This is a genomic window from Rhodococcus sp. IEGM 1379, from assembly GCF_030056815.1.
GTDB lineage: Bacteria > Actinomycetota > Actinomycetes > Mycobacteriales > Mycobacteriaceae > Rhodococcus_F.
The window spans coordinates 1-26,857 of the sequence record NZ_JASHKR010000058.1 but is presented as its reverse complement, the minus strand read 5'-3'; the positions used below and the strand labels follow the sequence as shown (position 1 = coordinate 26,857).

The following is a 26,857-nucleotide window of genomic DNA, read 5'->3' as shown; positions in this document are numbered from 1 at the left end:
GGCGCTTGCGGACGCCGCAGACCTGGATGCGCTCGCGCATGTCAAGGTGGAGCACATGGGGGACAAGTCCCCGATCGCCCTCGCGCGCCGTGGTCTCGGCAGCCTGCCGGGCAAGGAAAAGGCGGATGCCGGTAAGCGCGTCAACGTCTTCCGCACCCGCATCAGCAAGGCGTACGACGCTCGCCGTGAGGTTCTTCTGGCCGAGCGCGACGCGGCCGTACTCGTTGCCGAGGCAATCGACGTCACCTTGCCTTCCGGTCGCCATCCCGTTGGCGCCCGGCATCCCATCAGCTTGATTTCCGAGCAGGTCGCGGACGTCTTCGTCGCGATGGGCTGGGAGATCGCTGAAGGACCGGAGGTCGAGACCGAGCATTTCAACTTCGACGCTCTCAACTTCTTGCCGGATCATCCCGCGAGGACAATGCAGGATACGTTCCATCTTGCGCCGGAGAACTCGCGTCAGGTGCTCCGTACCCACACGTCGCCCGTGCAGGTTCGCACGATGCTGTCTCGTGATGTCCCGATCTACGTCGTGTGCCCCGGCCGTACGTTCCGTACCGACGAACTCGATGCGACGCACACACCGGTCTTCTCCCAGGTCGAGGGTCTGGCAGTCGACAAGGGCCTGACAATGGCAAACCTTCGCGGAACGCTCGACGCCTTTGCTCGCGCGCTGTTCGGTCCCGACACTCGGACGCGTATGCGCCCCAACTACTTCCCGTTCACGGAACCGTCGGCCGAGGTCGACGTGTGGTTCGCGAACAAGAAGGGTGGCGCAGGTTGGGTCGAGTGGGGCGGCTGCGGCATGGTCAACCCGAAGGTTTTGCGCGCCAGTGGAATCGATCCTGACGAGTACACGGGCTTTGCATTCGGCATGGGCCTCGAACGGACATTGCAGTTCCGCAACGGTATTCCGGATATGCGCGACATCGTGGAGGGCGACGTGCGATTCACGCTGCCTTTCGGTGTTGCGGGCTGACCGGTCCGGGTACGCGGACTTATCGACTTACAGACTTATCGAGAAAACGAGAGAGCTGAGCTGACGTGCGAGTAGCGCAATCCTGGCTGACCGAGATCCTGCAGCGGGCAACTCCGGACTGGGAGGTGACCCCGGAAGAGTTGGACGCGGGGTTCGTCCGAGTCGGGCTCGAAGTCGAGGAACTCGACACACTCGAGGCAATCGACGGCCCGTTGGTGGTCGGCAAGGTCCTCGAGATCACCGAACTCACCGAGTTCAAGAAGCCGATCCGTTTCTGCCAGGTCGAGGTCGGCGAGTCCGAACCCCGCGGCATCGTTTGTGGCGCGCGTAATTTCGCCGAGGGTGACCTCGTCGTTGTTGCCCTTCCCGGCGCTGTTCTGCCCGGTGGTTTCGCAATCGCGACCCGCGAAACGTACGGCAAAATTTCCGACGGCATGATCTGCTCCGTCTCCGAACTCGGCATCGGGAAAGACCATTCGGGCATCCTGGTTCTCGAGCCCGGTACCGCCGAGCCGGGAGCTGACGGCAACGAGCTGCTCGGTCTCGGTGACACGATCATCGAACTGAACATCACCCCCGACCGCGGATACTGCTTCTCGGTGCGTGGTTTGACGCGTGAGCTGGCGTGCGGCTTCGATCTCGAATTCGCTGATCCCGCTTCGGTTCCCGCACACCCCGCCGAGGGTGAAGCATGGCCGGTGCACCTCGAAGCCGAGTCCAAGGCGTCGCGATTCGTGATGCGCAAGGTCACCGGAATCGATCCCAAGGCTGTCAGCCCGTGGTGGCTGCAGCGCCGATTGTTGCTCTCGGGTGTCCGCCCGATTTCTCCGGCCGTCGACGTCACCAACTACGTGATGCTCGAATTGGGTCAGCCGCTGCATGCGTTCGACGCGAGTGCTGTCCAGGGCGCCCTGGTAGTTCGCCGCGCGAAGGCGGGGGAGAAGCTGACCACACTCGACGAGGTGGAGCGCACGCTCGATCCCGAAGATGTTGTCATCGTCGACGATTCCGGTGTCATTTCACTCGCCGCTGTCATGGGAGGTGCTTCCACCGAGGTCGGCTCCGAGACCACAGACATCCTTCTCGAAGCTGCTACGTGGGATCCGCTCGCGGTCTTCAAGACTGCGCGCCGTCACAAGTTGTCGAGTGAAGCCAGCAAGCGTTTCGAGCGGGTAGTCGATCCGGCCATTCCACTCGCTGCTGTCGATCGTGCAGCTGCGCTGCTGGTCGAAATCGCCGGTGGCCGTATCGAGCCCGTACTCACCGACGTCGGCGCCGTTGCTCCGCGCGATGCAATCCACATGGACATCGATCTGCCGGACCGCGTTGCCGGAGTCACCTACGCCAACGGTACGGCTGCCCGTCGGCTCACTCAGGTCGGTTGCACCGTCGAGGTCGGAGTCAGCGAAGAAGGCCACGGACAGCTGGTCGCGACGCCGCCGTCGTGGCGCCCTGACCTGGTGCAGCCTGCTGACTTGGTCGAAGAGGTTTTGCGCCTCGAAGGTCTCGAGCAGATTCCGTCGGTACTTCCGACAGCACCGGCCGGCCGTGGATTGACAGCGACGCAGCGCCGCAAGCGCACCGTGTCGAAGGCTGTTGCCCACGCCGGGTATGTCGAGGTGCTTCCGCCGGTATTCTTGCCTACCAACGTCTTCGACGTGTGGGGGCTCGATGTGGATGATCCGCGTCGCAACACCAGCAAGGTACTGAACCCTCTCGAAGCGGATCGCCCCGAACTGGCGACGACTCTGCTGCCCGGTCTGCTGGAGATCTTGGCTCGCAATACTTCTCGCGGTCAGCGTGATCTCTCGCTGTACGGCATCGCTCAGGTTGTCCTGCCTGGTCCGGATACCAAGCCCGTCGACGCATTGCCGGTCGACCGTCGTCCGACGGACGAGCAGATTGCCAACCTGATCGATTCGTTGCCGGCTCAGCCGGTGCATATCGCTGCTGTTCTCAGTGGACAGCGTGAGCCAAGCGGTCCGTGGGGGCCGGGTCGTGCGGCAGAGGCATCCGATACCTTCGCTGCGGCGCACGTCATTGCCGCAGCAGCGGGTGTTGCGATCGAATTGCGTGCGGCTCAGTACCTGCCGTGGCATCCGGGCCGTTGCGCCGAGGTTCTTGTCGACGGAGTAGTTGTCGGCCATGCCGGCGAACTGCACCCCGCCGTGCTCGAGCGTGCGGGATTGCCTGCGCGCACCTGTGCCTTGGAAATCGATCTGGATGCTCTGCCCCTGGTCGAGAACTTGCCGGCACCGCGGGTTTCGCCGTTCCCCGCAGTTCTTCAGGACGTTGCAGTCGTCGTTGACCGCAAGGTGCCGGCAGCCGACGTTCAGGAAGCACTGCGTATCGGTGGTGGCGAACTGCTCGAAGACATCCGCCTGTTCGACGTCTTCGAAGGCGAGCAGGTCGGCGAAGGCCGCAAGTCGCTGGCATTCGCTTTGCGCTTCCGCGGTGTAGACCGCACGCTGACCGAGGATGAGGCCAGCGCTGCTCGCGATGCTGCCGTCGAGGCAGCATCCAAGGCCGTGGGCGCCCAGATGCGTGGCTAGTCGGGGCGCTGTCCCGGGAATCCTCGGTGACAAGATCCCGTTGTAGAATTGGTGAAATAGAGTTTCACCTGTAAGGGCCTGAGTTCGGTATTGCACCGGACTTCAGGCCCTTACTTTTTTTCGTGCGACACCCCTCGGGGGAGGGCAAATTTTGGCCGCGGTAGCGGGGGTCGTCCATCGAAAAAAGAGGTAAACACAATATTTTGTGAATTCTTCACATCGTCACCCATCCGCTCGACGTCGAGTTCCGAATGTCACGTAGACAGGGGCCGACTGTTTACGTACGAACCATGTCGGCGCGGCGTGACTGGAGGGAGTATCTATGCGCGTACGGATCAAAACGAGTTTGATGCCATTCTCCCGTTCGTCGACCTGGACCGATGGCGGCTCTCAGGTGTGCCGACGTGATGTGACGTCTCGACGAAGTTAGTCGGTCCAGCGGGTAGACAGTCTCATCAGGACGCCAATTGCAGTCAGGTCGGAATGCACTCAGGTCGGACAGTCCCTGTCGACTCGGGCGATGTTCAAAGGAAGCAGCAGATGCCTATTCATACCTCGGATCCTTTCGAAGCTAAGGATTCACAAGTCAATAGCGTGGAAGGCGGTTTTCTTCAGATGTTCATGGATGCGCATGTTCGACGGGACCGCCCGATGGCGTCCGAGTCGGGCGACGACGCACGTCGAGAAGATGGACCTAACGAGGGTCGACGATCGACGTGACGGATTTCGGGCTGCGCAGGCCCGCTTTGGCGCACGAGCCGAATTCACAACCGATCGAACGCAAGTCTCGTGTTCTGCTCGGATTCGTGTGGGGACTTGTCGGGTGCGCGGTGATAGCACAGATCTACTATCCGCTCGCGGTTGGCATGTCGCGGGACAGGGTGACTGTCGCGGTAGTCGTACTGCTCGCTGCGGCGTCGCTGGCGCACGCTTGGCTCTCGCGCGGCCCAGGATGGACGCTCGTGCTGTTCACCGCTACTGCCGGTCTTGGTCTTGTTGCCGAGATGGTCGGTACCGCAACGGGTTATCCGTTCGGGAGCTACATGTACGCCACTGATCGACTAGGACCTGACATCCTGGGTGTCCCAGCCGTCGTTCCGCTTGCGTGGACGGCCGGGTTTTATCCGATCTGGTGTGCCGTGACCTATGTGCTCGAGCGATCACGACTGTCACCGCAGCGGAAGCCGATGCACCGTATCGCGGCCACTGCGCTAGGAATGGTGGGCTGGGATCTGTACCTCGATACACAGATGGTGACCGACGGTCAATGGACCTGGACATCTGACAGTTCTGGGCTACCCGGCATACCGTCGATACCGTTCACGAACTATCTCGGCTGGTTCGTCACGGTGCTGGTCATGGCTGTCGCAGTCGAATTTATCGGGAAACGATGCAGTTCGCGCCGATCGGAAAGTCGTTCTGTCTCCGATACCGCACCCTTGGTGTTGTTCGTCTGGACCTGGCTGGGATCGGCGTTAGCGCATGCGGTTCTTCTAGATGGCGACGAATTGCGTTACTCGGCGATCTACGGACTCGGTGTGATGGGACTTGTGGGTGTTCCGTTGGTAATGACGTTGATTCGCGAGGGGACACGGGTCGTGGTGACGGCGTGAGGGGGGACGACACGCTGCGACGAGCGGTACGCGTCGGCCAACGAGTTACCGAAGTAGGCACTGCGCTAGCCGGGATGTCTGCACTGATGTCTCTGGGGAATGTTCTGTTCATGCCGCGTATGCAGCGGACCCGATCGGCCGAGTCACACGAACGTGTCGTGGTGTGTATTCCTGCGCGTGACGAGGAGGCCACGGTGCCCTTGCTCATCGGGGACCTACGTACACAGTCCTTTGACGGCGAGCTCAGCGTGATTGTGCTCGACGATAACTCGAGCGATGGGACGTTCGCGGCTGCTCGCCGCGCCGCTGACGGGGATCCGCGCATCAGCGTGGCTTCGAATGGCGCTTCGCCGGCGCCTGGCTGGACCGGCAAAGCAGCAGCGTGCTTCGCACTGGCCGATCTTGCGTACAAGGATGTGCATCATCCGGGCATCATTGCCTTCATCGATGCGGATGTCAGATTGTCGGCTGATGCGATCGCGGCGGCCGTGGGTGCGCTACGCGACCACGACGCAGCTTTGGTTTGTCCTTGGCCTGACCAGGAAACGGGCAGTATTGCAGAGCATCTGGTCCAGCCGCTGCTGAGCTATTCATGGATGTCGACTCTTTTCGTTCCCTTGGCAAACCGTTCCTCACGTCCGTCGCTGGCCGTTGCGTGCGGACAGTTCCTCATGTTCGATTCCCAGATCTACCGCGATATCGGTGGGCACAAATCTGTGGCGTCGAGCGCAACCGAGGATCTCGACCTAGCCCGTGCGGTTCGGCGCAACGGACACCGATCCATTCTGATCTCGGGCGCAGGATTTGTCAGTTGCCGCATGTATGAAAGCTGGGCGGAACTGCGTGCCGGATACACTCGATGGCTGTGGTCGTCTCTCGGTGGGCGAACCGGCACCGCGATTACTCTGTCGGCCGTGGCACTGATGTACGCAGTGCCTCCAGCCGCAGCTGTCTTGGGATCAGGTCGGACGCGTCGGCTGGGATTGGCGGGATATGGTGCCGCCGTGGTAGCTCGGCTGTGTGCCGAAAAATCCGAGTCGACCTGCAGGCCTGATGGTTTGACCGGTATCCTTCGCTCCTTCGGAGTTGCGTGCGCTCACCCGATCTCCACTGCGATGTTCATGGCACTTGTTGTCGATTCGCGTCGTCGCCGGGCCCGCAACGACCTGTCGTGGAAGGGCCGTGCACTGAATGCGCCGACAATGAATACAGCCGTCACTACCGGCGTCGCCGAGAAATGAGAACCGATATGCCGATCTCCACGTTTGACCGTCCGGCGACGTTGGTGCTGAACGCCGCAGTGGGTACGAAGTGGGTGCATGCCGATCTGTGTCATCGGCAGTGTCTTCCGGGCGCAGTGTCAGGCGGTCGACGATGAAGGCGGTGTCCGGAAATACAGATTCGGTCATTGTTGTGGGAGCGGGGCTAGCTGGGCTTTCTGCCGCACTCCACCTCGTCGGTGCGGGCCGAAAAGTTACGGTGCTCGAGCGGGAGAGCACGATCGGAGGTCGGGTCGGCACTTACCAAGTGCTCGACAGCGCCGGCCATCGCCTTTACGACATCGACAACGGCGCGAGCGTTCTCACTATGCCCGATCTGATTGCCGATGCGCTCGCAGCAGTCGGCGAATCGTTCGAGTCCACCATTCCACCGCTCACACTTACCAAACTTTCGCCGAGCTATCACACACGCTATGCCGACGGAAGTTCCATTGACGTCTATTCGGATTCGACAGCGATGTCCAAGGAAGTCGAACAAGAGTGCGGTCCTGCCGAATCGGTGGGTTACCGCAGGCTGCGCCGATGGTTGGCTTCCATCTTTGATACGGAGTTCGACCGCTACATCAGTTCGAACTTCGATTCGCCGCTCGATCTCGTATCGTCGTGGGCAGCGCTTCGAGAAACCGCAACACTGGCCCGACTGGGTGGATTCGGTCGACTCGGCCCGCGGGTCGATTCGTTTGTCCAGGATCCTCGACTGAGGAGAATCTTCACCTTCCAGGCGTTGTATGCGGGGATGGCCCCGACGAAAGCGTTGGGCGTCTACGGCGCGATTGCACACATGGACACATCCCTCGGAGTCTATTTCCCGGAAGGCGGCATGTCTGCCATCGCCGGCTCGATGGCAGACGCGTTAACGCGTAATGGCGGAACGTTGCACACAGACGCAGAGATCGTTGCCGTGGACATCGAGGACAAGCGCGCGACCGGTGTGCGGACCTCCGACGGTCGTCATTTTCCGTGCGATTCCCTGATACTCACCACGGACCTCCCCGTTGTCGATCAGTTGCTGGACCGAGCCGGTGCGAGCCGTAGGGGCCGTCGGCGCGGCTACTCTGTCGTTTCGCCATCGGCGGTCGTCTTCCACGGAACAGTTCCTACGGAGGTGACGGCCACGTGGCCGTCGACCGCCCACCACACCATCGACTTCGGCGAGCAGTGGGCGGAGACCTTTGCGCGCATCACGGCCGGTCGTGGACACGGAAAATTGATGGAGGACCCGTCCCTTCTGATCACGCGACCGGCAGTGACCGACCCGGCGTTGTATGTGGAACGTGACGGTGTCAGGTGTGAACCGATCTCGATTCTGGCGCCGTGCCCGAATCTTGTCAGTGCCCCCATCGATTGGAATCAGTTGGGAATTCACTACATGCGCGAAGTTCAGCAGGTACTCGAGGATCGCGGCTACCGCAATATCCGGTCCGCGATGGTGGTGGACCATCTTGATACTCCGCAGACGTGGTTGGAGAAGGGAATGCTGGGGGGCAGTCCGTTCTCGTCGGCGCACGTGTTTCGCCAGACCGGCCCGTTCCGGCGTAAGAACCTGGTTCCGGGACTCGTCAACGTGGTCCTTGCCGGGTCCGGCACCACGCCGGGTGTCGGCGTGCCTACGGTACTCATCTCGGGACGGCTTGCCGCCGAGAGGATTACCGGCTCGCCCGGAAACCACGGGTCCGGTCTGCGCAGAGGGACACATGCAGAATCGTCCGGGACTGCGTCGTGAGGGAACTCGATCGGATCGATCCCAGCCTTCACGTCGCGTATCGCCTGTGTCGTGAGTTGAATGAGCAGCATGGGAAAACGTACTTCCTTGCCACCCGGCTGTTTCCGGCGGACAAGCGTGCCGGCGTCCACGCCTTGTACGGGTTCGCTCGCATGGTCGACGATATCGTGGACGTCGACTCAGGTGACGTCGACTCGGAGCTTGATCTCAGTGGAGTCGATTCGGGAAGTTCGTCGCACACACAGGCGGACCGAATAGCGAGCGCCAAGCTAGAGGCTTTCCAACGTCGCATCAAGGGTGCCTTGGCGGGAGAGCCCTTGGGAGAGAGTCGAACTGACCTTGTGCTCCGTGCGCTGGTGGATACCACGGCAAGATACGGCATCGCACACGAGTACTACTACGCCTTCCTGCACTCGATGCGGATGGACATACCAGGGACCGACGTATTCCGTTCGCGATATCGAACAACGGCTGAGTTGTCGGAGTACATGTATGGCTCCGCAGCGGTAATCGGACTGCAGATGCTCCCTATTCTGGGCATCGAAACAGATCGAGACGCTGCTGTCGGCCCAGCGATTGCCCTCGGTGAAGCCTTCCAGTTGACGAACTTCATCCGCGATATGGGGGAGGACCTCGATCGTGATCGGATCTACCTGCCGACCGAGGAATTGGGGGCTTTCGGCGTCGATGAGGAACTACTCCGGCACTGCCGGAACACCGGGGACCGCGACGTCAGACTCGAGCGTGCTCTTGCGCATCTCATCGCAGTTACCCGAGCGGTGTATCGGACAGCCGAACCTGGGATCGACATGCTCGATCCCGTGGTGCGCCCCGCGATGCGCACCGCTTTTGTCCTCTATCGCGAGATTCTGCGTGAAGTAGAGGACAACGGGTATCGAGTACTCCATCGCCGGGCACGTGTATCGCAGCGGCGACGTCTGGCGGTCGCGGCGCCTCGATTGGCAGAAACCGGATTGCTCACACTTCGGACCCGGGTCAGGCGCTGAGAACAGCGCATTATTCGAATCGACTGAACAGGAAATTTTGCACATGGAACACGTTGTGCTGCTCGACGACGCCGGCCGCGCTATCGGAACGGAACCGAAAGCGACGGTACACACCACGGTGACACCGCTGCACCTTGCGTTCTCCGCCTATGTTTTCGATCGCGAGGGCAATGTTTTGATAACTCGGCGTGCGCTGGGGAAAACTACCTGGCCGGGTGTGTGGACAAACAGTTGTTGTGGCCATCCTGCGCCGGACGAACCACTCGAACAGGCGGTCCGTCGTCGGATGATCGAAGAACTCGGAATCGACACGGACGATGTGAGCCTGGTTCTCCCGTCGTTCCGATACCGCGCGGTGATGGACTCCGGGATTGTCGAGAACGAAATTTGCCCCGTTTTTCGAGTTCTCTACAACGGGCCCCGCCCTTCCCCCGATCCGTCCGAGGTGGAGAGTTTCGAGTGGATCGATTGGCAAGACTTTTTGTCGAGGGGTTTGAGCGGTGACCGGGAGATGTCGCCGTGGTGTCGTGAGCAGGTGCAACAGCTTCGGCGGCTTGGTCGAGATCCTCTCCGGTGGCCGACTGCCCCCGCAGCGGCTTTGCCGCCCGCTGCGCGTGAGGGCTCGCAGTTGGACGGCCCTTTGTCGTGATGTCACCGCCCGGTGTCCGGGGAGCTGACGTCCACGGGTCGTGAGGAACCAAGGGTTGGCCCGCGGCCTGCGGGAAATTGATGCGCAAGCATGGAAGGATCGAGGGGTCCGACGCGTTTTCGAGAAGGAGTTTGGCGATGTCCGAGAACGATGGTTCGGTGCGTAGTGTGGTCGAGGCTGCCGATGCGCTCGACGATCGGGATTTCCTCGTGATGGTTCGGGCTGTTGCAGAACGTCGACCCGGGTTGTCCGTGATACTGGGTGCGCTTGACGCTGCTGTCTCCAACTCCGGCCGGCTTACTCGTTCCGACCCGCTCGTTACCGAGGAAGTTGATTTGGCGGGAACGGTGGTCGAGGTCGACGAAATCATTGACGCACCGGTGTACTCCGGGACTGTGCCGCCGATACCGGGACCGGATTACACGGAGGCCGGAGTTCCCACGTTCGACCGTGTCCGGGAAAAGATCGAAGGTCGCGTCGGCACGTCGATCGGTTCGGCTGAATTGGCGCATGAGAGCCCTGCGGGCACATCGGTTGACGAGAAGTGGGATGAGCGGCAGAAGGCTGCGAAGGTGAAGCTCGAGGAAATTCGTCGGTCGATGGGTAAATAACAGGCCGCCTAAGTAATTATGCATTCCCTTGCACGATGATGCATAATGATGTGCATGACTGAGGACACGCGTAAGTCGATCAGAGTCGCCGTCGCCGGTGCCAGTGGATATGCCGGTGGTGAGGTTCTGCGTCTGCTTCTCGGACACCCCTCGTGCGCCGATGGCAGCTTGGTGATCGGCTCACTGACGGCCGGCGGCAATGCCGGTTCGACGCTTGGCGAGCATCACCCGCACCTTCTTCCCTTGTCTTCGCGAGTGCTCGAAGAAACCACTGTCGAGATCCTTTCCGGTCACGACGTCGTATTCCTCGGACTTCCGCACGGCAACTCGGCTCAGTACGCCAAGGCGCTGCCGGAGTCGACGGTCATCGTCGACTGTGGCGCAGATTTTCGACTTCAGGACGGCGCGCTGTGGGAGAAGTTCTACAAGAGCCCCCACGCCGGGACCTGGCCGTACGGACTTCCTGAATTGCCTGGCGCGCGTGAGAAATTGGTGGGTGCGACGCGTATCGCCGTTCCCGGTTGTTACCCGACTGCTGCAAGCCTCGCTCTGGCTCCGGCCGTTGCGGCCGGAATCATCGATTCGCACGTCAATGTTGTTGCAGTGAGCGGTACTTCCGGTGCCGGACGGGCACCCAAGGCTGATCTGCTCGGCTCCGAGGTCATGGGTTCTGTTCGTGCCTACGGCGTCGGTGGAGTCCACCGCCATACCCCTGAAATCATTCAGAACCTCAAGGCTGCGGGCGGCAAGGACATCAGCGTGTCGTTCACGCCGGTCCTGGCGCCGATGCCCCGCGGCATCCTCGCGACCTGCACCGCAGCTACTACTGCGACCGAAGAGCAGGCGCGGGAAATCTACGAAAAGGCTTACCGCGACGAGCCGTTCGTTCACGTGCTCCCGGCTGGGGTATTCCCGCAGACCGGTGCCGTGATCGGATCCAACGCCGTGCAGATCGGTATCACCGTAGATACGGATGCCGGTCAACTGGTAGTCATCTCGGCAATTGACAATCTCACCAAGGGCACGGCCGGTGGCGCTGTGCAATCGATGAACCTCGCCCTTGGTCTACCTGAGACCGCAGGTCTCTCTACCGTGGGAGTAGCTCCGTGAGCACCGACAATTCGCAGCATATCGACGCCGCAACCGAGGAGGACGTGGTCCACGTCGCCGGTGGGCGCCTGCTTCGCACCCAGGGTGTCTCGGCGCCGGCAGGATTCCGCGCGGCCGGAATTGCCGCGGGTATCAAGAAGAGTGGTAGGTCGGACCTCGCGCTGGTGCTCAACGAAGGACCGGACTTGGCTGCGGCCGGTGTCTTTACGTTGAATAAGGTGAAGGCTGCCCCGGTGTTGTGGTCGCAGCAGGTATTGACGACGGGCAAGCTCCGCGCGGTGGTGCTCAATTCGGGTGGTGCCAACGCTTGTACGGGTGCCGGCGGTTTCCAGGACGCGCACAAGACGGCCGAAGAGGTCGCGTCGGCGCTCAGTAACTGGGGTACCGAGACTGGTGCCGTGGAGGTGGCCGTCTGCTCCACCGGTCTGATCGGTGACCGGTTGCCCATGGACAAGTTGCTGCCCGGTGTCACCGAGGTCGTTCACGAACTTGCCGGTGGTATTTCCGGTGGCACGGATGCCGCTTACGCGATCATGACTACGGACACGGTGCCCAAGCAGGCGTCGCTGCACCATGAGAACAAGTGGAATGTCGGCGGAATGGCGAAGGGTGCGGGCATGCTCTCGCCGGCCCTGGCCACGATGCTGTGTGTTGTCACGACCGATGCCGTTGCCAGCGCCGAGCAGCTCGACACCGCTCTGCGTGCCGCCACTCACCTGAGCTTCGATCGTCTCGACGTCGACGGTGCTACCTCGACCAATGACACGGTGCTGTTGTTGGCGTCCGGTGCGAGTGGCGTCGCTCCGAGCCAGGACGAACTGAACGCCGCTGTTCTCGCCGTGTGCGACGACCTCGCCGATCAGATGATGGCCGACGCCGAGGGCGTCACCAAGCGCGTGAAGGTGACCGTTCGCGGTGCCGTCACGGAGTCGGATGCCTTGATCGGTGCCCGGGCCGTCGCGCGTGACAGTCTGGTCAAGACTGCACTGTTCGGCTCGGATCCCAACTGGGGACGTGTCCTCGCCGCAATCGGTATCGCTCCCATCGAGCTGGATCCTGATCGAATCAGCGTGTCCTTCAACGGAAATCCCGTCTGCATCGATGGTGTCGGTGCGCCGGGTGCTCGGGAAGTCGACCTCAGCGGAATCGATATCGAACTGGATATCAACCTGGGGATCGGCAGCGAGTCGGTCTCGATCCGTACGACGGACCTTTCACACGCGTATGTCGAAGAGAACTCGGCGTACTCGTCATGACGGAATCTCTGGCCGCGATCAGCGAGCACCAGAAGGCGCACATCCTCGCGGACGCACTGCCCTGGTTGCAGCGTTTTCGGGACAAGATCGTTGTGGTCAAGTACGGCGGCAACGCCATGATCGACGACGAACTCAAGACGGCTTTTGCTGCCGACATGGCATTCCTCCGCACAGTCGGCATCCATCCCGTCGTGGTTCACGGCGGTGGACCGCAGATTAATGCAATGTTGGCGCGTCTGGGCATGAAGGGGGAGTTCCGCGGCGGTTTCCGCGTCACGACGCCTGAGGTGATGGACGTTGTGCGGATGGTGTTGTTCGGTCAGGTGGGTCGTGAACTCGTCGGTCTGATCAATGCGCACGGTCCGTACGCGGTTGGCATCTCCGGCGAAGACGCCCACCTGTTCACGGCGACGCGTCGTACCGTTGCGGTCGACGGGGCGCAGACCGATATCGGACTGGTCGGTGACGTCACGACGGTCAACCCCGATGCAGTCTTGGATCTCATTGCGGCAGGGCGCATTCCGGTGGTCTCGACCATCGCTCCCGATGTCGACGGTGTAGTTCACAACATCAACGCCGATACGGCCGCGGCTGCACTGGCCGAGGCGATCGGCGCAGAGAAGCTTGTTGTTCTCACCGATGTCGAAGGTCTGTACACGGATTGGCCGGATCGGTCCTCTCTCGCCAGCGAAATCGATACCGACGCGCTGGCAAAGCTCTTGCCGAGCCTCGACGCCGGCATGGTGCCCAAGATGGAAGCGTGCCTCCGAGCTGTTCGCGGTGGTGTTCCGTCGGCGCATGTCATTGACGGCAGGCTCGCGCATTCCGTCTTACTCGAACTGTTCACCGGTGAGGGAATCGGCACGATGGTTGTGCCCGGATCCGACATCACCGAGCCTGGAGACAACTCATGAGCACGTTGGATATGCAGCAGCGGTGGTCCGCTTCGCTGATGAACAATTACGGCGTACCCCGGATCGCCTTGGTTCGCGGTGAGGGAGCTGTTCTCACCGACGCCGACGGCAAGCAGTACGTCGACTTTCTGGCCGGCATCGCAGTAAACATTCTCGGGCATGCGCACCCGGCGATCATCGAAGCTGTCACACAACAGCTTTCGACGCTCGGTCACGTTTCCAATCTCTATGCGAGCGAGCCGGTTATCGAACTGGCGGAGCAGTTGCTCGGCCATCTCGGCACTGCGACGGGTCGAGCGTTCTTCTGCAACTCCGGCACGGAGGCCAACGAGGCAGCGTTCAAGCTTGCTCGCGCAACGGGCCGTAAGAAGATCATTTCTGCCGAGAACTCGTTCCACGGCCGCACGATGGGCGCGTTGGCACTGACCGGTCAGCCGGCCAAACGAGCACCGTTCGAACCGATGCCCGCCGGCGTCGAATATGTTCCGTACGGCGATATCGAAGCTCTCGATCGCGCTGTCGATTCCGATACTGCGGCAGTGTTTCTCGAACCGATCATGGGTGAGAGCGGCGTCGTCGTACCGCCCGAGGGCTACCTGGTCGAAGCTCGCCGGATCACCGCCGAGCGCGGCGCTCTGCTGGTGTTGGACGAGGTCCAGACGGGTATCGGCCGCACCGGCTGGTTCTACGCCCATCAGGCTGTCGGGATCGTTCCGGACGTCATCACGTTGGCGAAGGGGCTCGGCGGCGGAATGCCGATCGGCGCGTGCATCGCAACCGGAGCTGCTGCAGAGCTGTTCGGCCCCGGAAAGCACGGGACCACCTTCGGTGGAAACCCGGTATGCGCGGCCGCTGCCCTCGCGGTCCTGAAGACCATCGCGGACGAGGACTTGATCTCGCGCGCAGACAGTTTGGGTAAGTCCATCACCGCCGGTATCGAAGAGCTGGATCATCCGCTCGTCGACTACGTGCGTGGTTCGGGCTTGCTGCTGGGCGTCGTACTCACACAGGACGTCGCTCCCGGCGTGGAAAACGCGGCACGCGAAGCCGGGTACCTTGTGAATGCAGCAAATCCCGGAGTCATCCGGTTGGCGCCGCCGTTGATCCTGACGGATGAGCAAGCCGAGACATTCGTGGCAGCGCTGCCTGCCATCTTCGACAGTGCATTATCGGCTGACCAGCCGGGGGAGAAGTAACTACCGTGGTGAAGCATTTTCTCAGGGACGACGATCTCACTCCCGCTCAGCAGGCCGAGGTTCTCGCGCTCGCGGCCGAGCTCAAGAAGAACCCGTTCTCACGTCGTCCGCTCGAAGGACCGCGCGGAGTCGGCGTGATCTTCGAGAAGAACTCGACGCGTACACGCTTCTCCTTCGAGATGGGTATCGCGCAGATGGGCGGCCATGCCGTCGTCGTCGACGGTCGTAGTACTCAGCTCGGTCGCGAAGAGACGTTGCAGGACACCGGACGCGTCCTCTCGCGTTACGTCGACGCTGTCGTCTGGCGCACCTTCGGCCAGAAGCGGCTCGAGCAGATGGCAATCGGCGCAACGATTCCCATCGTCAACGCTCTGTCCGACGAGTTCCATCCGTGCCAGGTTCTCGCGGATCTGCAGACATTGATCGAGCAGAAGGGTGAGCTCAAGGGATTGAAGCTGACCTACCTGGGGGATGGCGCCAACAACATGGCACATTCGCTGATGATCGGTGGCGTCACCGCAGGCATCGACGTCACAATCGCCAGCCCTGCGGGCTTCGAGCCCGCCGACTGGGTCGTCGCGGCGGCACGCAAGCGGGCCGAGGAAACTGGTGCAACGATCACGCTGACGCAGGATCCGCGAGAAGCAGCAACCGACGCTGACGCCTTGGTCACGGATACCTGGACGTCGATGGGCCAGGAGAACGACGGCCTCGACCGCGTCGGACCGTTCCGTCCCTTCCAGATCAATGCGGAACTGCTTGCCCTGGCTGACCCCAAGGCGGTAGTCATGCACTGCTTGCCGGCGCATCGCGGTGAAGAGGTCACCGACGAGGTGCTCGACGGTCCGCAGAGCGTTGTCTGGGACGAGGCTGAAAACCGCCTGCACGCCCAGAAAGCACTGCTGGTCTGGCTGCTGGAACAGCGAACCGCAGGAACAGCGTGAGCGTCGCTCCCACTCGGGCGGGTCGCCAGTCGCGCATCATCGCGCTGCTGGCGGCACACCCCGTTCGAAGTCAGACGGAACTGGCGTCGTTGCTCGGGGCCGAGGGCATCGAGGCGACTCAAGCCACCCTCTCCCGCGACCTCGAGGAGTTGGGAGCAGTAAAGCTGCGGGCAGCCGACGGCGGTGCCGGGGTGTACGTGGTGCCGGAGGACGGCAACCCCGTGCGCGGAGTCTCAGGCGGCACGGATCGCCTGTCGCGGTTGCTCGGTGAGCTGTTGGTGTCGACCGATTTCAGCGGAAACATGGCGGTTCTCCGGACTCCTCCGGGGGCCGCGCACTACCTGGCGAGCGCACTTGATCGCGCCTCGCTGACCGATATCGTGGGGACTATCGCGGGAGATGACACCATCTTCGTGATGGCCCGGGAACCGCTTTCCGGAGCGGAACTCGCGGCCATGATCGAATCCCTAGCCTGACCCCTTATTCTTGACACAAGATATTCAACCTAAGGAGCACAAAAACAATGGCCGATCGCGTCGTACTCGCCTATTCGGGCGGGCTGGACACTTCTGTTGCCATCAGTTGGATCGGCAAGGAGACGGGTGCTGAGGTTGTCGCCGTCGCCATCGATCTGGGGCAGGGCGGCGAGGACATGGAGGTCGTGCGTCAGCGCGCACTCGACTGCGGCGCAGTCGAATCCGTCGTCGTCGACGCTCGCGACGAGTTCGCGGACGAGTACTGCTTGCCGACCATCCAGGCAAACGCCCTCTACATGGACCGCTACCCGCTGGTCTCGGCTATCAGCCGCCCGCTGATCGTCAAGCACATCGTCGAGGCTGCACGCGCACACGGTGGCACCATCGTCTCGCACGGTTGCACCGGTAAGGGCAATGACCAGGTTCGTTTCGAGGTTGGCTTCGCCACTCTCGCTCCCGACCTTTCGGTCATCGCACCGGTCCGCGACTATGCCTGGACCCGCGAAAAGGCGATCAAGTTCGCCGAGGACAACAACATCCCGATCAACGTCTCCAAGAAGTCCCCGTTCTCGATCGACCAGAATGTATGGGGTCGCGCTGTCGAGACCGGTTTCCTCGAGGACCTGTGGAACGCGCCGACCAAGGACGTCTACGACTACACCGAGGATCCGACAGTCAACTGGAACGCGCCTGACGAGCTGATCGTCAGCTTCGAAGCCGGCAAGCCCGTTGCCATCGACGGCCGCAAGGTCACCGTCCTCGAAGCCATCCAGGAACTGAACAAGCGCGCCGGTGCCCAGGGCGTCGGCCGTCTCGACGTCGTCGAAGACCGTCTCGTCGGTATCAAGAGCCGCGAGATCTACGAAGCTCCCGGCGCGATGGTTCTCATCACCGCCCACCAGGAACTCGAGCACGTCACCCTCGAACGCGAACTCGGTCGCTACAAGCGTCAGATGGAGCAGCGTTGGTCCGAGCTGGTCTACGACGGCCTGTGGTTCTCGCCCCTCAAGGATGCACTCGACACGTTCGTCGCGAAGACGCAGGAACGCGTCACCGGCGACATCCGCCTCTTCCTGCACGGTGGAGCAATCACGGTCAACGGTCGTCGTAGCCCCGAGTCGCTCTACGACTTCAACCTCGCAACGTACGACGAGGGCGACACATTCGACCAGTCCGCATCGAAGGGCTTCGTCGAGATCCACGGCCTGTCCTCGAAGGTCGCGGCAAAGCGCGATCTGGGTCTGTAAAGAATGACTGCGCACGGCACCAATGAAGGCGCTCTGTGGGGCGGGCGGTTCGAATCCGGGCCGGCCGCCGCCATGGCAGCGCTGAGCAAGTCGACTCACTTCGACTGGGTACTGGCTCCGTACGACGTTCGGGCGTCGCAGGCTCATGCCCGCGTGCTTAACAAGGCCGGTCTCCTGAGTGAGGCCGATCTCGCGACCATGCTCGACGGTCTCGAGCAGCTCGGGGCCGACGTCGTGAGCGGCGCCTTCGGTCCGAGCGAGTCGGACGAGGACGTGCATGGCGCTCTCGAACGCGGCTTGATCGAGCGTGTCGGTCCCGAGGTCGGCGGACGTCTGCGTGCCGGTCGTTCACGTAACGACCAGGTGGCGACACTGTTCCGTATGTGGCTCCGTGACGCGGTTCGCCGTATCTCGACCGGTGTGCTCGACGTGGTCGATGCTCTGGCTGGTCAGGCCGGCGCCCATCCGGATGCCGTGATGCCAGGCAAGACGCACTTGCAGGCTGCTCAGCCGGTGTTGCTCGCGCATCACTTGCTGGCACATGCGCATCCGCTTCTGCGTGATGTTCAGCGCCTGCGGGACTTCGACGTGCGAGCTGCGGTGTCCCCGTACGGGTCTGGCGCTTTGGCCGGTTCTTCACTCGGACTCGACCCCGAAGCTATTGCGGCAGAACTGAAGTTCGACAGCTCGGCAGAAAACTCGATCGACGCCACGGCGTCGCGCGACTTTGCCGCCGAGGCTGCGTTCGTGTTGGCGATGATCGGTGTCGATCTCTCGCGTATGGCCGAAGAGGTCATCATCTGGAGCACACCGGAATTCGGCTACATCACGCTTGCCGACGCTTGGTCGACGGGTTCGTCGATCATGCCGCAGAAGAAGAATCCGGATGTCTCGGAACTGACGCGCGGTAAGTCGGGTCGCCTGATCGGCAACCTCACCGGATTGTTGGCGACGCTCAAGGCTCAGCCTTTGGCGTACAACCGGGATCTGCAGGAAGACAAGGAACCGGTTTTCGATTCGGTTGCTCAGCTCGAAATGTTGCTTCCGGCCATCACAGGTCTGGTGCAGACGCTCGAGTTCCATACCGAGCGCATGGCGGAGTTGGCTCCGGCCGGTTTCACCTTGGCGACGGATATCGCGGAATGGATGGTCCGTCAGGGCGTTCCGTTCCGTGTGGCCCACGAAGCAGCCGGCGCGTGTGTGCGGGTTGCCGAGGCACGGGGCGTCGGACTCGAAGATCTGACGGACGAAGAACTGGCCGGTGTTGACAGCGCGTTGACCCCGGCAGTGCGCGAGGTTCTGACCGTCGAGGGTTCCATCGCGTCGCGTAACGCACGCGGCGGAACCGCCGGGGTTCGGGTAGCCGAGCAACTCGAGGGCGTACGTACCCTCGCACAGTCGCTGCGGGAGTGGTCGCTCTAGGTTCTAAGGTCATTGTCTTACGCGGTCAGGGAGCATTTTGTGCTCCCTGACCGCGTATTTGTTTTTTGGGACAGTAGGCTAATTGCGCTTGAGACAAATGCGACCGACCTGATGTTGCAAGTAACTTGGGAGTGAAATGGTGGGATTGAATTCCAAGTCAGTGCTGGGCCCTCTTCGGCGGGTGGTTGCGACGGCGCAGAATGGCCTCGAAGTTGTTCGTCTGGGTGGGCTCGAGACGGATCTGACGACGTCGCCGTTCGAGATTGTCGAACGTGCGCCGATGTACCGTCTGCGGCGATATTTTCCTGATGCTGATCCCGCGGTTGCCGGTCCGCCCATCGTGTTGATTCCTCCGATGATGATGTCGGCCAACGTGTACGACGTCACTCGGGATCAGGGTGCCGTCGGCATTCTGCACGGGATGGGACTCGATCCTTGGGTTGTCGACTTCGGTTCGCCGGACGCAGAAGAAGGTGGCTGGGACCGTAATCTCGCCGACCACATCGTTGCGCTGAGTGACATCGTCGACCACGTCCACCGTCACACCGGCAAAGACGTTCACCTCTCCGGGTACTCGCAGGGTGGAATGTTCGCATATCAGGCGGCCGCGTATCGGCGCAGTCGAAATATCGCCAGCGTCATCACTTTCGGAAGCCCCGTGGATACGTTGGCTGCGCTGCCTTTCGGTATCCCGGCCGGGATCGCCACGTGGGGTGCCGATTTCCTGGCTGACCACGTCTTCAACAGGCTCGCGGTCACCGGCTGGATGGCCCGCACCGGCTTCCAATTGCTCGACCCGGTGAAGACCCTCAAGATGCGTGTGGATTTCCTCCTGCAACTTCACGATCGTGAAGCGCTGCTTCCACGCGAGCAGCAACGACGCTTCCTGGCCACGGAAGGGTGGGTCGCCTGGTCGGGGCCCGCAGTCGCAGAACTGCTCAAGCAGTTCATCGTGCACAACCGGATGATGTCCGGCGGTTTCGTGATCAAGGATCAGGTGGTTTCGCTCGCCGAGATCACGTGCCCCATTCTGGCGTTTGTCGGCGAGGTCGACGACATCGGGCAGCCTCAGGCAGTCCGCGGAATCACCCAGGCGGCTCCGCGTGCCGACGTCTACGAATCAACCTTGCGCGCAGGGCATTTCGGACTGGTGGTCGGTTCGATCGCGGCCAACCACACGTGGCCGACTACCGGGGAATTTGTGCAGTGGACCGAAACGGGCGGGAAACTCCCGGATCGTGTCGACCGCATGCCTTCGGGCCCGTACCTCGAAGACGAGACCGGTGTGTCCATCAGCAACCGGATCATCCATACCGTGGCGTCTGTCGCCGAGGTCGGTGTCGGTATGACAAAGGGCATCAGCGACCTTGCTGCCGGCGCGTTGCGTGGAACCTTCGAACTATCCCATGAAGCTGCCCGAGCATTGCCCAGGTTGGCGAGGCTCAATCAGATTCAGCCGCATACCAAGATCTCGCTCAGTCAGCTTCTGGCAGAACAACGCCGTAAGGCGCCGGCCGGAGAGTGCTTCCTCTTCGACAACCGCGTTCACACCTACGAAGCCGTCAATGCCCGTATCGACAATGTCGTTCGCGGTTTGATATCCGTGGGTGTGCGTCCGGCAGCTCACGTCGGCGTGCTGATGGAGACGCGTCCCAGTGCGCTTGCGGCAATCTCGGCGCTCTCGCGACTTGGTGCCGTCGCCGTCATGCTTCCGCCGGGCGGCGACGTCGCCACTGCCGTCAAACTCGGATCAGTAGATCGAATCATCACTGATCCGGAGAACGTCGAAGCTGCGGTCACGCTCGGGCGGCCAGTCCTGGTACTGGGCGGCGGCGATGCGCGCGGACTGACCGTCGATCCATCCCACGACGTGATCGATCTCGAACAGATCGATCCGGCGGCGGTGAACCTTCCGGGTTGGTACCGGCCGGATCCAGGCATGGCGCGCGAACTCGCGTTCATCATCTTCGCTGAGTCCGGTGGCGAACTCGAAGCGAAGCAGATCACCAACTATCGTTGGGCGCTGTCCGCGTTCGGTACGGCGACTGCCGCCGACCTCGATCGCGGCGATACCGTCTATTGCCTTGCACCCCTGCATCATTCGTCGAGTTTGTTGGCGACTATCGGTGGCGCAATGGCGGGTGGATCCCGGATTGCACTGTCGCGGGGCCTCGATCCGGCGCGTTTCGTGGAGGAGATTCACCGTTACGGAGTGACCGTCGTCAGTTACACGTGGTCGATGATGCGCCAGATTCTGGACGAAGACCTGTTGTTGCTCGACGGCAGTCATCCGGTACGGCTTTTCATCGGTTCGGGTATGCCGCCGGGGCTGTGGAAGCGGACTACCGAAGCATTCGATCCGGCACAGATCCTCGAGTTCTACGCGTCTACCGAGGGTGATGTCATCCTCGCCAATGTCTCCGGATCCAAGATCGGGTCCAAGGGTCGCCCGTTGCCCGGCAGCGCCCGAGTTCGGCTGGCGGCGTACGAGCCTCTCAGCGGTCGACTCCTCGAAAACGAGGACGGATTTGTTCGCGAATGCGCCGACGACGAGGTCGGATTGTTGCTCGGGCGAGCAGGAATGAATGCTGACCTGTCGGGTGGAGCAATGCGCGGTCTGTTCGAGGCCGGTGATTCGTGGATTCCGACCGAGAATCTGTTCCGACGCGATTCCGACGGTGACTACTGGTTGGTCGACCACAAGCACACCGTCATGTCGACGGTTCGCGGAGCGGTATTCACGGCTCCGATCGTCGACGCTCTGTCGAGTGTTCCTCGCGTGGACCTAGCGGTTGCCTACGCGATCGGTCAGGCCCCGTATCAGTTGGCAGTGGCGGCTGTGACGTGGCTGCCGGGCCGGCAATTCCGCTCGGCAGAACTCGCCGAGGCGTTGTCGAAACTCGATTTCGACGCTCGTCCGGACATCGTTCACGTCGTTGACAGCATTCCGGTGGGTTCGTCGTATCGCCCGAGCTCGACGGCGCTCATCGCGGCGGGTGTGCCTGCGCCGGGTCCGCGGACCTGGTACTTGGACACCGAAACCCAGTCGTACAAGCGGCTGACCAAGGCCGTTGCGGCTCAGTTGATGCCGACGAGGGTGGGTACCGGGTCTCGGTGAGTGGTTGGACGGTGTTCGGCGGGTAGCCTGAACACGCTCAGTTCGTGTTCGGTTCGAGAGGAAAAACGTGGCTATTGATTCGACGTTGCTCAGCATTCTTGCCTGCCCGCAAGACAAGGGCCCGCTGTTGCTGGTCGGGGACGAGCTGCTCTACAACCCTCGCCTTCGGCGCGCCTACCCGATCGAGAACGGTATTCCGGTGCTGTTGATCGACGAGGCTCGTGACGTTGCAGACGACGAGCATGAGCAGCTAATTGCACACTCCGGCGCAGCTGACGGTCAGACTTAGATCGGGAGTTCTCCCGTGAGGTACCGCTGGAGGTTCGGAGCCACCAGCGGTATCAGCGCGTCGACGCTCAGTGATTTCAGTGGATCGAGCTCGAGAATGTAGCGGGTCATCAAGAGCCCCGCGATCTGCGACGCGACCAACTCCGCTCGAAGCAGTCCGCTCCCGGGCGGCGAATCCACTCGCGGAATGATGTCGCGTAAGACGATGTTCAGTAGGAAACTCTGGATCAACTGTGATCCGTCGCCTGAAATCGCTGATCGAAATGCAGCGAGAATGGCCTCGCGGTGTTCCGATTCCCAGACGCCGATCACCGCCGTCAGCAGAGTGGAGCCCAGTTGTTCGTTCGTTGATGCCCGAACCGGCGCGAGGACGATCCTCGGGTCCAGCGGTAGTGCGATTGCAGCTGTGAACAGTTGCTCTTTGCTGCCGAAATAGTGGTGGATCAAGGCCGGGTCGACGTCGGCGCCGAGGGCGATGGATCGGACTGTCGTCTGCCGGAATCCGTTCCGTGAAAATGCGTGTCGGGCACTGTCGAGAATCTGTGTTCGAGTCTCGGACTTGCCGGGGCGCCGGCCGGATCGCGGCGGGATGTCGCGGGTGGTCATGGTGTTCGGCGATCGAGGGTCGCTGCTGCCAGTGACAACGCTGCGGCGGCAAAACCAGCCATGATTGCGAGGTCACGCCACATCTGGCCGGTTGCGTCAGCGTGAATCGACACCTGTCCGAGCGCGTCGACGGCGTAGCTCAGGGGGAGTACGTTGCTGATCCATTCAAGCCACGTCGGTAGTTGGTCACGGGGTACGAACAGTCCGCACAGGAATAGTTGGGGAACCACCACGACGGGCATGAACTGCACCGCTTGAAACTCGGTTTTGGCGAAAGCGCTGGCCAGCAGGCCGAGGGCGACTCCGAGGATTGCGACCAGAACTGCGATCACGATCACCCAACCTAGACTGCCGGCGATAGTCAGCCCCAGGAATCCGAACGCGACGGCGCACGCGAGAGCCGCCTGAGCCGCCGCGGACAGTGAGAATGCGGCCGCATATCCGGCCAGCAGATCCAGTTTGCCCATCGGCGTTGTCAGCAGGCGTTCGAGAGTGCCGGAACTCCGTTCCCGTTGCATGGAAATGGAGGTAACCAGAAACATCACGACAAAGGGCAAGATCCCGAGCATGGTGATGGCGACGCGTTGAAAGATCGAAGTCTGGCCGGGTGCGGTCGGCACGTCCTGGTAGAGGAAATACAGCAGGACCATCAGGAGCGTCGGAACCAACAGGATCATCGCGACCGTGCGGTGGTCCTGACGTAGCTGCAGGAGGATTCGTCGAGTTGTGGCTCCGAAGATGTTGACGCTCATGATATTTCACCTCCGACGGGTGAAGTCCGGATCAATTCGAGGAATGCGTCTTCCAGACGCTCGCATCTGGTTTTGGCGCGAAGGTCGTCGGGGGTGAGCTGTGCCAGGAGGTGGCCGTCGCGCATCAGGATCAGCTGCGCGCAGTGATCTGCTTCGTCCATGACGTGACTCGACACCAGGAGTGTTGTGCCGTGTTTGGCGAGTTCGGCAAATCGTTCCCACAGTTCGACGCGAAGTATCGGATCGAGCCCGACTGTCGGTTCGTCGAGAACCAGCAGTTCCGGGTCGGCGACGAGTGCGCACGCGAGCGATACCCGAGTTGCCTGTCCGCCGGAGAGGTCAGCGGCGAACTGGTGTGCATTTCGGGTGAGACCGACGGTATCTATTGCTGCGCGAACATCAGCCGCGGACTTGCCGTAGAGAGAGCCGAAATATTGGACATTGCGGGTGACCGTCAGATCGCCGTAGACGCTGGGGGATTGAGTGACGTAACCGATGCGGCGCCGAAGGGCGGCCGACCCGGCATTGTCGCCCAGGACCTTGACGTCGCCACTTTCGACGATCTGAGTTCCGACAATCGTGCGCATCAGCGTTGTCTTTCCGCAGCCCGACGGCCCGAGAAGTCCGGTGATCGATCCGCTGGCAACCTGAAGGTCGATCGAGTGGAGGACCTCGTTCTTGCCACGGATTACGCGAAGACCTCGAATGTCGATTGCTGGGTTCGTGGTCACTGTGTGTCTCACTTCCAGTAATTCATCACTTGATGAATTATGTGACGCGGCGCACCCGAGAGTCAACGGTTGGGCACAATTGAGCAGGTGAGCATCAAGGTTCTGGCGGACGTGACGAGTCCACGCGAAGCGGGCTTGATCATTCTGGGTTCGACACTGACGGTCGACGACGTGTCACTGCGAATAGTCGAGGTGGAGGCATACGGAGGGGAGAAAGTCGGGCCGTGGCCGGACCCGGCAGCGCACTCGTATCGAGGGCAAACGCAGCGGAATCGGGTGATGTTCGGGCGGGCCGGGTTGCTCTACGTCTACCGCAGTTACGGAATGCACTTCTGCATGAACATCTCGTACGGACCCACGGGAGTCGCTGGTGGTGTCCTCCTGCGGGCCGCTGAGGTCGTGGCCGGAGATGATGTCGTCAAGGAACGGCGCTCCCGTACTCGGCATAAGTACGAATGGGCGCGAGGGCCAGGCAATCTCGGCTCCTCCGTGGAAATCTCGTTGGCGGACAATGGAACGGATGTCTTCGATCCGACATCGCGAGTGCGTCTGCAGTTGGGAGAAGCGGAGATCTGGAGTGAAGGCCCCAGAGTGGGAGTCAGTACGGCTGCCGACATTCCCTGGCGACTGTGGATTCCGGATTGTTCCGCCGTGTCCGCCTACCGTCGAAGCCCACGAGCGCCTGCCGTTTCGTAGAGGTGGGATGATCGACCCCGTGACTGAGAATATTCTCGACGAACTGACCTGGCGCGGACTGATCGCCCAATCAACCGATCTCGACGCATTGCGTAAGAATCTCGAGGCTGGACCGATCACGCTGTATGCCGGGTTCGACCCCACGGGGCCGAGCTTGCATGCTGGTCACCTCGTCCCTTTGCTCGCTCTCAAGCGTTTTCAGCGTGCCGGCAACCGCCCGATCGTTCTCGCCGGCGGTGCTACCGGACTGATTGGCGATCCCCGTGACGTCGGAGAACGCACGATGAACTCCGCGGATACCGTCGCGGACTGGGCTGGGCGTATCCGCGGCCAGTTGGAGCGCTTTGTCGACTTCGACGATTCTCCGACCGGCGCGGTCATCGAGAACAATATGAACTGGACCGGCAAGATGTCGGCCATCGACTTCCTGCGGGACATCGGCAAGCACTTCTCGGTGAACGTCATGCTTGCGCGCGACACAGTCAAACGACGCCTCGAATCCGACGGAATGTCGTACACCGAGTTCAGCTACATGCTGCTCCAGGCCAACGACTACCTGCACTTGCGACGCGACTTCGGCTGCACGCTGCAGGTAGGTGGCTCGGATCAGTGGGGCAACATCATCGCGGGTGTCGAACTCAACCGTCGTGTCGACGGTGAAAGTGTCCATGCCATGACCGTTCCGCTCGTGACGTCTGCCGACGGAAAGAAGTTCGGTAAGTCGACCGGCGGCGGCAGCTTGTGGCTCGATCCGGAGATGACGAGCCCATACGCCTGGTACCAGTACTTCGTAAACACCGGAGACGCCGATGTCATCAAGTACCTGCGTTGGTTCACGTTCCTCGGTGCCGAGGAACTCGCGGAACTCGAGATCGCAACAACCGAGCGTCCCCATGCCCGCGAAGCGCAGAAGCGACTAGCCGCAGAGATGACGACGCTCGTCCACGGCGACCACAACACCCGGTCTGTGGAGCTCGCCAGCCAGGCGTTGTTCGGAAAAGCAGAGCTGAGCGAACTCGACGAGTCGACACTCGCAGCGGCGTTGAAGGAAGCATCGGTCAGTGAGTTGGCTCCGGGGGAGCCTCGGACGATCATCGACCTCCTTGTCACCAGCGGTTTGTGTGAAAGCAAGGGAGCTGCTCGGCGCGCAGTGAAGGAAGGTGGCGCTTCGGTGAACAACCAGAAGGTCTCCGCCGACGATTGGGAGCCGGCCGCAACTGATCTTCTGCATGGCAGTTGGTTGGTCGTCCGCCGTGGAAAGCGCAACTTTGCCGGCGTGAAGGTGCTGCCGAACTGACGTGTGTGGGGTCACAGTTGCCGAAAGTGGCTCCTGGGACCGCTGGTAGCTCGCTCACGAGCGAGCTACCAGCGGATTTAACCCCACGGACATCTGCGACCTGGGAGTTTGACGCTCAGTTTTCCGTCGCGTAACTTTATCCAAGTCAGAGCGACACGGACACCAACCCCGACCGAGAGGCCGGGGACACGCGGTTGGACGAAGTCGGAGACAATCACTTAGTTAAATCTTCTACGGTTTGACTGGTGAAGCACTGAATACGGGAACTTGCTTCCCGGTGGTGCACAAGCTAAAGTATAAAGTCTGCCCCGGAGCGTTCAACCTTGGTTGAAGTCACGGTGTGCGCGTGTTCTTTGAGAACTCAACAGTGTGTCGATGAATGTCAGTGCC

At 61.7% G+C, this 26,857-nt stretch carries 23 protein-coding genes; 20 read left to right on the top strand and 3 right to left on the bottom strand.

The genetic code is table 11. From position 1 onward, the window contains the following. The 18 genes from pheS to QM600_RS22450 all read left to right on the top strand — a co-directional run. Nucleotides 1-979, top strand: a 979-nt coding sequence (gene pheS / locus QM600_RS22535; RefSeq protein WP_283263759.1) for a phenylalanine--tRNA ligase subunit alpha, incomplete at its 5' end; no start/stop codon positions are given. Nucleotides 980-1,044: 65 nt separating this feature from the next. Further along, nucleotides 1,045-3,531: a phenylalanine--tRNA ligase subunit beta gene (gene pheT, locus QM600_RS22530; RefSeq protein ID WP_283263758.1), complete on the top strand. Its 2,487-nt coding sequence runs from the start codon at nucleotides 1,045-1,047 to the stop codon at nucleotides 3,529-3,531. A 794-nt stretch (nucleotides 3,532-4,325) separates the two neighbouring features. Next, nucleotides 4,326-5,144, top strand: a complete 819-nt coding sequence (locus QM600_RS22525) for a carotenoid biosynthesis protein (RefSeq protein WP_502943065.1) — start codon at nucleotides 4,326-4,328, stop codon at nucleotides 5,142-5,144. Beyond that, nucleotides 5,141-6,385 carry a glycosyltransferase family 2 protein gene (locus QM600_RS22520; protein WP_283263757.1) on the top strand — a complete coding sequence of 415 codons (1,245 nt, stop codon included), beginning with the start codon at nucleotides 5,141-5,143 and terminating at the stop codon, nucleotides 6,383-6,385. The genes QM600_RS22525 and QM600_RS22520 overlap by 4 nt, the downstream gene beginning before the upstream one ends. Nucleotides 6,386-6,518: 133 nt before the next feature. Further along, nucleotides 6,519-8,147 carry a phytoene desaturase family protein gene (crtI, locus tag QM600_RS22515; protein ID WP_283263756.1) on the top strand — a complete coding sequence of 543 codons (1,629 nt, stop codon included), beginning with the start codon at nucleotides 6,519-6,521 and terminating at the stop codon, nucleotides 8,145-8,147. Continuing rightward, nucleotides 8,144-9,154 (top strand): phytoene/squalene synthase family protein, encoded by a 1,011-nt coding sequence (locus QM600_RS22510; protein ID WP_283263754.1) that lies wholly within the window; start codon nucleotides 8,144-8,146, stop codon nucleotides 9,152-9,154. The genes crtI and QM600_RS22510 overlap by 4 nt, the downstream gene beginning before the upstream one ends. Nucleotides 9,155-9,197: 43 nt before the next feature. Continuing rightward, nucleotides 9,198-9,803, top strand: a complete 606-nt coding sequence (idi, locus tag QM600_RS22505) for an isopentenyl-diphosphate Delta-isomerase (protein ID WP_283263753.1) — start codon at nucleotides 9,198-9,200, stop codon at nucleotides 9,801-9,803. A gap of 347 nt (nucleotides 9,804-10,150) precedes the next feature. Then, nucleotides 10,151-10,414, top strand: a complete 264-nt coding sequence (locus tag QM600_RS30005) for a PspA/IM30 family protein (protein WP_283263761.1) — start codon at nucleotides 10,151-10,153, stop codon at nucleotides 10,412-10,414. A gap of 54 nt (nucleotides 10,415-10,468) precedes the next feature. Continuing rightward, entirely contained in the window at nucleotides 10,469-11,524 is a 1,056-nt protein-coding gene (gene argC, locus QM600_RS22495; RefSeq protein WP_283263752.1) for an N-acetyl-gamma-glutamyl-phosphate reductase, read from the top strand. 20 nt (nucleotides 11,525-11,544) lie between these two features. Continuing rightward, nucleotides 11,545-12,780 carry a bifunctional glutamate N-acetyltransferase/amino-acid acetyltransferase ArgJ gene (gene argJ / locus QM600_RS22490; RefSeq protein ID WP_283263760.1) on the top strand — a complete coding sequence of 412 codons (1,236 nt, stop codon included), beginning with the start codon at nucleotides 11,545-11,547 and terminating at the stop codon, nucleotides 12,778-12,780. Further along, a complete protein-coding gene (argB, locus tag QM600_RS22485) occupies nucleotides 12,777-13,694 on the top strand; it encodes an acetylglutamate kinase (RefSeq protein ID WP_283263750.1) in 918 nt (305 codons plus the stop codon). Before argJ ends, argB begins: the two co-directional genes overlap by 4 nt. After that, nucleotides 13,691-14,890: an acetylornithine transaminase gene (locus tag QM600_RS22480; protein ID WP_283263749.1), complete on the top strand. Its 1,200-nt coding sequence runs from the start codon at nucleotides 13,691-13,693 to the stop codon at nucleotides 14,888-14,890. Before argB ends, QM600_RS22480 begins: the two co-directional genes overlap by 4 nt. A gap of 5 nt (nucleotides 14,891-14,895) precedes the next feature. Further along, entirely contained in the window at nucleotides 14,896-15,834 is a 939-nt protein-coding gene (argF, locus tag QM600_RS22475) for an ornithine carbamoyltransferase (RefSeq protein WP_283263748.1), read from the top strand. Then, entirely contained in the window at nucleotides 15,831-16,310 is a 480-nt protein-coding gene (locus tag QM600_RS22470) for an arginine repressor (protein ID WP_094273448.1), read from the top strand. The genes argF and QM600_RS22470 overlap by 4 nt, the downstream gene beginning before the upstream one ends. Before the next feature lie 47 nt (nucleotides 16,311-16,357). Then, nucleotides 16,358-17,557, top strand: coding sequence for an argininosuccinate synthase (locus QM600_RS22465; RefSeq protein WP_094273447.1), 1,200 nt, complete (start codon nucleotides 16,358-16,360; stop codon nucleotides 17,555-17,557). Between the two features lie 3 nt (nucleotides 17,558-17,560). Beyond that, a complete protein-coding gene (argH, locus tag QM600_RS22460) occupies nucleotides 17,561-18,979 on the top strand; it encodes an argininosuccinate lyase (RefSeq protein ID WP_283263747.1) in 1,419 nt (472 codons plus the stop codon). A gap of 136 nt (nucleotides 18,980-19,115) precedes the next feature. After that, nucleotides 19,116-22,097 carry an acyl-CoA synthetase gene (locus tag QM600_RS22455; protein WP_283263746.1) on the top strand — a complete coding sequence of 994 codons (2,982 nt, stop codon included), beginning with the start codon at nucleotides 19,116-19,118 and terminating at the stop codon, nucleotides 22,095-22,097. A 67-nt stretch (nucleotides 22,098-22,164) separates the two neighbouring features. Beyond that, nucleotides 22,165-22,386 (top strand): Trm112 family protein, encoded by a 222-nt coding sequence (locus QM600_RS22450; RefSeq protein WP_283263745.1) that lies wholly within the window; start codon nucleotides 22,165-22,167, stop codon nucleotides 22,384-22,386. Here QM600_RS22450 and QM600_RS22445 read toward each other — a convergent pair. From QM600_RS22445 to QM600_RS22435, 3 genes are read right to left on the bottom strand one after another with little or no spacing between them, the layout of a single operon-like run. Continuing rightward, a complete protein-coding gene (locus QM600_RS22445; RefSeq protein ID WP_283263743.1) occupies nucleotides 22,383-22,991 on the bottom strand; it encodes a TetR/AcrR family transcriptional regulator in 609 nt (202 codons plus the stop codon). The two genes, QM600_RS22450 and QM600_RS22445, sit on opposite strands and share 4 nt — an antisense overlap. Beyond that, nucleotides 22,988-23,743 carry an ABC transporter permease gene (locus tag QM600_RS22440; RefSeq protein WP_283263742.1) on the bottom strand — a complete coding sequence of 252 codons (756 nt, stop codon included), beginning with the start codon at nucleotides 23,741-23,743 and terminating at the stop codon, nucleotides 22,988-22,990. Before QM600_RS22440 ends, QM600_RS22445 begins: the two co-directional genes overlap by 4 nt. Continuing rightward, complete coding sequence (locus tag QM600_RS22435) at nucleotides 23,740-24,474, bottom strand: ABC transporter ATP-binding protein (RefSeq protein WP_283263741.1); 735 nt, start codon at nucleotides 24,472-24,474, stop codon at nucleotides 23,740-23,742. The genes QM600_RS22440 and QM600_RS22435 overlap by 4 nt, the downstream gene beginning before the upstream one ends. A gap of 87 nt (nucleotides 24,475-24,561) precedes the next feature. Between QM600_RS22435 and QM600_RS22430 the strand changes: the two genes are divergently transcribed. Both QM600_RS22430 and tyrS read left to right on the top strand, forming a co-directional pair. After that, nucleotides 24,562-25,170 carry a DNA-3-methyladenine glycosylase gene (locus QM600_RS22430; protein ID WP_283263740.1) on the top strand — a complete coding sequence of 203 codons (609 nt, stop codon included), beginning with the start codon at nucleotides 24,562-24,564 and terminating at the stop codon, nucleotides 25,168-25,170. 19 nt (nucleotides 25,171-25,189) lie between these two features. Continuing rightward, nucleotides 25,190-26,467, top strand: a complete 1,278-nt coding sequence (gene tyrS / locus QM600_RS22425) for a tyrosine--tRNA ligase (RefSeq protein ID WP_283263739.1) — start codon at nucleotides 25,190-25,192, stop codon at nucleotides 26,465-26,467. Nucleotides 26,468-26,857: the final 390 nt, after the last annotated feature.

Excerpts from the sequence above, each read along its gene's own strand:
- crtI (WP_283263756.1), top strand. The coding sequence starts at position 6,519 with ATGAAGGCGGTGTCCGGAAATACAGATTCGGTCATTGTTGTGGGAGCG.
- idi (WP_283263753.1), top strand. The coding sequence starts at position 9,198 with ATGGAACACGTTGTGCTGCTCGACGACGCCGGCCGCGCTATCGGAACG.
- argC (WP_283263752.1), top strand. The coding sequence starts at position 10,469 with ATGACTGAGGACACGCGTAAGTCGATCAGAGTCGCCGTCGCCGGTGCC.
- argB (WP_283263750.1), top strand. The coding sequence starts at position 12,777 with ATGACGGAATCTCTGGCCGCGATCAGCGAGCACCAGAAGGCGCACATC.
- QM600_RS22480 (WP_283263749.1), top strand. The coding sequence starts at position 13,691 with ATGAGCACGTTGGATATGCAGCAGCGGTGGTCCGCTTCGCTGATGAAC.
- QM600_RS22465 (WP_094273447.1), top strand. The coding sequence starts at position 16,358 with ATGGCCGATCGCGTCGTACTCGCCTATTCGGGCGGGCTGGACACTTCT.
- argH (WP_283263747.1), top strand. The coding sequence starts at position 17,561 with ATGACTGCGCACGGCACCAATGAAGGCGCTCTGTGGGGCGGGCGGTTC.
- QM600_RS22455 (WP_283263746.1), top strand. The coding sequence starts at position 19,116 with ATGGTGGGATTGAATTCCAAGTCAGTGCTGGGCCCTCTTCGGCGGGTG.
- QM600_RS22445 (WP_283263743.1), bottom strand. The coding sequence starts at position 22,991 with ATGACCACCCGCGACATCCCGCCGCGATCCGGCCGGCGCCCCGGCAAG.
- QM600_RS22440 (WP_283263742.1), bottom strand. The coding sequence starts at position 23,743 with ATGAGCGTCAACATCTTCGGAGCCACAACTCGACGAATCCTCCTGCAG.